Origin of the sequence: Synechococcus sp. H60.1, from assembly GCF_047462335.1 — a bacterium.
In the GTDB taxonomy this organism is placed as follows: Bacteria; Cyanobacteriota; Cyanobacteriia; order Thermostichales; family Thermostichaceae; genus Thermostichus.
Window position 1 is genome coordinate 1 of sequence record NZ_JANSJA010000237.1, and the last position, 4,033, is coordinate 4,033.

A 4,033-nucleotide genomic window follows, 5' to 3' on the forward strand; every position below is an offset into this window, starting at 1 on the left:
CAATTAGCTTGCAGAAACGTCGTCGATAGAAGCAATCGACCCGAAAACAAGCTTAGCTCCTGAGTTCTTCTCATGGTAGGTTTATGCTGCTGTCCTCAAGCTTGTCTGTGTTATCGGCTATATTCTTCAGGTTTCAACAATGCAGCTTAGCAGACCCCAAAACCGAGAAACTGGCTGGGCAATTGTCTTGATCCTGCTGGGGATCTCCATAACCGGCTGTGGCTCTTCCAGTAGCACAGGGATCGACCCTGCTTCTTTGGGATCCCAAACGCGCTTGACCTTCAATGGGGCTCTGACGCGCAGTTTCAGCACCACCCAGGGGGAGATGGAGTTCAACATTGCCCTCTTGCAAGCAGGGGATCCGCCTCAGCCGGTCACCCAGCTTTCTCCTGCCCAGGTCAGCTTGCAAGTTAACCGCATAACCGATCTGCAAGGGATCCCGCAGTCAGCCACAGTAACTCTAAGCCCCACCCGCATCGAGAACCCTCGAGCTGAGCTGGCCCGTCAGCCTTTGCTCATGGCCATCCTCATGGACGGCTCCGGCAGCCTGTTGGTTTTGGATCCCCAGTCCCGTCGCTTCTTAGCTGTTTTTGGGCTTTTGGATCAATTTCGCACCACACCCTTGGATCTGGGGGCGGTGCTCCGTTTTGATAACCGAGGGGCCGGTTTTGGCGCTACGGCTCTCGGCCAGCCTTTGCGCACGGCCCAACTGCTGCAAGACTTCACCAGCGACAAGCAACTGCTTAGGCGAGGGGTATTGCGGGCAAATCCCGGTGGGAACACCGCCTTGTATGACGCCACGGTGGAAGCCGGGCGTTTCTTAAGTGACTTTCGCCCCAATGAGACCTTCAACCGCCGCCTGGTGGTGTTTACCGACGGCATCGACAACGAGAGCACCCGCTCCATTGACCAGACCATTCGGGAGCTCACAACTCTGGCCCAAGAGCGGGGGCAGAAGCTGACCGTGTATGTAGTTGGGCTGGGCGTTGACTTAAACCTGCTGGAGCTCCAGCGACTGGCGGCGGCCACAGAAGGCACGTTTGTGCTGGCGCGGTTTGCCGAGGCTCTGGAAGCTCCCTTTGCCAATCTATTCCCTGCTGCTATTGGAGAGCACCGCCTGCAGGTGCGGGTACAAAGTAATGTTCCCCTACCTGCTGGCTCTTATCTTCTCAGCGGCGAACTGCGGGTCGAAAGAGAGGGAAGCCGTTTTGTGACATCCTTTAGCGACGCCGTTCTCACGGTGGGATCCCGCTAGAGCCCTTCTGCAAACCGACAGCATCCGCAATTGAGAGCAAGGCATAGGCACATGTTTCGACGACTGGGCAGCAGATTTTGGCAACCGGCTGCGCTTGTCCTGGCTGCTGTGGTTACAGGTTCCCTCACTGTTTTGCTGAAAAGTTGCGGTAGTGGCGGCTCTGGCAATCCTGCTGGAGTGGAGTTGCCGACAAGGGATCCCGCTGCCGGCTCCGCGGCTGCCATCCTGGGGCTGGTCGTTGATCCCTTTGGTCAGCTTTGTGGCCCGGGATCCACGGCTGCTCTTTGTGCAGGCGGGCCAGTCTTTTCGGCAGGCAACTCAGTTCAGCTAGTCGGCTTGAGCTCACGGGGAGAGATTTTGTTTCCCCCCTTGGCCACTGCCACCCTGGATAGCAACTTGCGCTTTACGATTCCCTTTTCTGGCTCGATCACGCAGCCGCCGGGGAAATTGGTTTCGGTGCAATCGAACCTCGTTGGGCAGGGACGGCAGGCCAGCCAGCCTACACCGCTGCGGGGATTTGTTTTCAGCGCAGCCGTCGATGTCTCTCCTTGGAGCGAGGCTCTCTATCGCATTTTGCTACGGGAACAGGAGCGGGTACCCTTCTCGAACTTAGCCCCCCCTGAGGTTAGGGATTTGGAGAACATTTTGTTTGTTAGCATTCCTCTTTCCAGAGCTGCCCGTAACCTAGAGGAAATTATTGGCGATATCATTCAGCAAGCGGATCGGCTGAGTTTTAATGGACTGCGTTTTGTAGAGGATCTCATTCGAGTTTGCTATGCCCCGGAAGGCAATCAATCCGATCAACCCTGTCGGCTGCGGATCCCGGTGCCTACTCCGCCTCCAGTGCCCATTGAACCGCCGGCAACTCGGCCACCAGCTTCTCCTCTTGCTCCCGCAACTCCTTCGCCGGCAGCAACACCTTCTCCTGAGGCTCCTACCCTACCCATCGTCATCACCAATAGAGCTTCAGTCCGTCTATCATCTGGAACTTTAGTATTCAGTAACCCAGTTACGGTGAGAGTGGACAATTTGTAGCTGCTTCGCTTGGAATTGAGTCCTGTTTCTTTCTTTTTTGAAGACATTCCCTGAAAAAGCGAGGAGTGTTAGATGTTGACCTCAAGACCGTCTCCGCCCAACTCTAAGCAACCCGCCGGGCTACTGCAGATTCTCAGCCGTACTTTGGGATCCGTTTCCACAGCTTTGCTCATTTTGCTTTTGAGAGTGGAGAATGCCGACTCCGCTACATCAGGGAATATACTTCTGCAACACTCTGCTCAAGATGGGCTGGTCTTTATCGACCAAGCTTTGCCCGATCTGTCGATCTTGCTAGCAGGGATCCGACCTGGAACAGAGATTATTCCTTTGGATCCTAACAAAGACGGGATCCAGCAGATTGCCGAGGCGCTGCGAGGTCGAAAAGGGGTTAGAGCTTGGCACGTTCTATCTCACGGGCAGGCGGGCTCAATACAGTTGGGCAAAAGTCTTCTCAGCCTAGAAAACCTATCCGAATATACAAGCTTGCTCTCGCAGTGGAAATCTAGCCTGGCTGATGATGCAGAGATCTTGATCTATGGATGCGAAGTGGCATCCGGCTTAGAGGGAGAGCTTCTCATTCTCCAGAGACAAGCGGTGCCGCCGACCTGCGGCGGCATCACCAACTCCAACGGAGTGGCGGTGGTCGACGTGGAGGGATCTGGCACGGCCGGGGCCATTCGCTTTGAAGCCGTCGTTCCCAGGTGAGTGGGTATGTGGGCGAAAGACTTATTAGATACCCTTACAGATATCTTCGCTGCCCAGAAACCCGCTGAAGAGACCGCTGTGCGCTCCTACACTTCTGGCATTGTCGTCCCCTTTTTGGTCGGTGTAGCTGTTGCAGGTCTAGGATTGCCTGCCCAAGCCGCAACAATTAATGTTACAAACCCAGCCGATGTCATATCTGATGACGGCCAATGCTCTTTGCGGGAAGCGGTCATTGCAGCCAACACCGATTCTGCATTATTTAGTACAGCTGGCGAATGCATCGCAGGCTCAGGGGCAGACACCATTGTTCTGCAAACAGATTATTGTATCTTGTCGCTGGACGACGATGGAGGTGGGCACCAAACAGACAGTGGAGCCGACAACGACGATTTGGACATCACGAGCACCATCACCCTTCAAGGAAATGGTGCAGGCATTCAGCGCGACACTTCGGTGACATGTAAGCCGGATAACACTGCAGCCAAAGGAGAATTCCGCCTCTTCCATGTCCAGAGTACAGGCGATCTCCAGATGAAAGACGTGGGACTCTACCAAGGTTGTGCAGATGGGTCAGGGTTTCCACATACGGCGGGTGGTGGAGTTTTCGTCGATGCTGGCGGACAGTTTAAAATTGCCAACGCTCAGATCTCCAACAACAAGGCAACTTCTCTTGGTGGCGGCGTCTACAGCTTGAGCACGGTAACCGTTACAGATTCTGGAATTTCCTCCAATGTCGCTGGCCAAGATGGGGGTGGCCTTTACAATGACAGCGGCGGCAAGGTAACCATTGTCACTACTGGGATATCCAGCAATATCGTTGTCCAAGATGGAGGCGGTATTTATAACAAGGGCACCCTCACCATCAGCAACACGGGGATCTCCAGCAATGGCGCCAGCCAAAAGGGAGGCGGCCTTTACAACGACAGCGGCGGCAAGGTAACCATCACCAGCGTTGGAATCTCCACCAATGGCGCTGGCCAAGAGGGAGGTGGTATTTACAACAAAGGCACCCTCACCATTAGCAACGCGGGGATCTCC

General features: G+C 54.9%; 3 protein-coding genes and 1 pseudogene. All 4 read left to right on the plus strand.

Features of this window, described 5'->3' with window-relative positions:
* Positions 1 to 139 precede the first annotated feature (139 nt).
* A complete protein-coding gene (locus NW852_RS11275) occupies positions 140 to 1,255 on the plus strand; it encodes a vWA domain-containing protein (RefSeq protein ID WP_414370413.1) in 1,116 nt (371 codons plus the stop codon).
* A 151-nt stretch (positions 1,256 to 1,406) separates the two neighbouring features.
* Complete coding sequence (locus tag NW852_RS11280) at positions 1,407 to 1,586, plus strand: hypothetical protein (RefSeq protein WP_414370411.1); 180 nt, start codon at positions 1,407 to 1,409, stop codon at positions 1,584 to 1,586.
* Positions 1,587 to 2,362: 776 nt separating this feature from the next.
* Entirely contained in the window at positions 2,363 to 2,995 is a 633-nt protein-coding gene (locus tag NW852_RS11285) for a DUF4347 domain-containing protein (RefSeq protein ID WP_414370407.1), read from the plus strand.
* 6 nt (positions 2,996 to 3,001) lie between these two features.
* Positions 3,002 to 4,033, plus strand: a pseudogene (locus tag NW852_RS11290) (hypothetical protein); the annotation flags it as partial.

What these genes read in the sequence shown, in the direction of transcription:
- NW852_RS11275 (WP_414370413.1), top strand. Translation starts at nt 140, where the DNA reads ATGCAGCTTAGCAGACCCCAAAACCGAGAAACTGGCTGGGCAATTGTC.
- NW852_RS11285 (WP_414370407.1), top strand. Translation starts at nt 2,363, where the DNA reads ATGTTGACCTCAAGACCGTCTCCGCCCAACTCTAAGCAACCCGCCGGG.